The following is a 529-nucleotide window of genomic DNA, read 5'->3' as shown; positions in this document are numbered from 1 at the left end:
CCCCCTCACGCACCGCATGATTGTCAATATAGCCTGTCAACTTGGCATCAAGCGTGCCACCAGCTTCAATCGTGCCGTAAACAGCATCATAAGTGCGGACGGTTGTTTTGGTATCAGTAGTACTGCCATAATATGTTATGCCTGTAATACTACACCCTCCTAATAATGTGTGGCAATGTTTCTTCCTGCGATGTGTTTCAGTTACAATCTTTGTTGTTTCGGTTAAATCGCGCCCCTCATTGAGCAGCGTATCACCCTGCATCTCAATGTTGCCATTAGCAGCAATCAAACTGTAGCTATTACGGATATCGCCGGCATTAATTGTCAGATGACGCCCTACTAAAATCTGTGCAGCATTATTGGTAAAATGAGGCTGCTGACGGCTAATTGTAGTGTCAACATCTTCCTTTATCTGATGGTGTTTAATATTAGTGCCTTCCCAACTTCCCGCAACGTAACTGTGAGAAATCACTTTATCGCTAACTTCAACCCCGCCTTCACGCATGTTGGTGAGAGCAGAGACATCGAA

General features: G+C 44.8%; 1 protein-coding gene. It reads right to left on the bottom strand.

The features are described from left to right. Nucleotides 1-529: hypothetical protein (locus ACFINH_RS10400; RefSeq protein ID WP_375633100.1), on the bottom strand; the 529-nt coding region annotated here is incomplete at both ends.

The organism is Bartonella sp. AA74HLJMH, assembly GCF_042197045.1.
Classification (GTDB): domain Bacteria; phylum Pseudomonadota; class Alphaproteobacteria; order Rhizobiales; family Rhizobiaceae; genus Bartonella.
The sequence above is the reverse complement of the archived record's forward strand: the minus strand, read 5'-3'. Positions and strand labels throughout refer to the sequence as shown.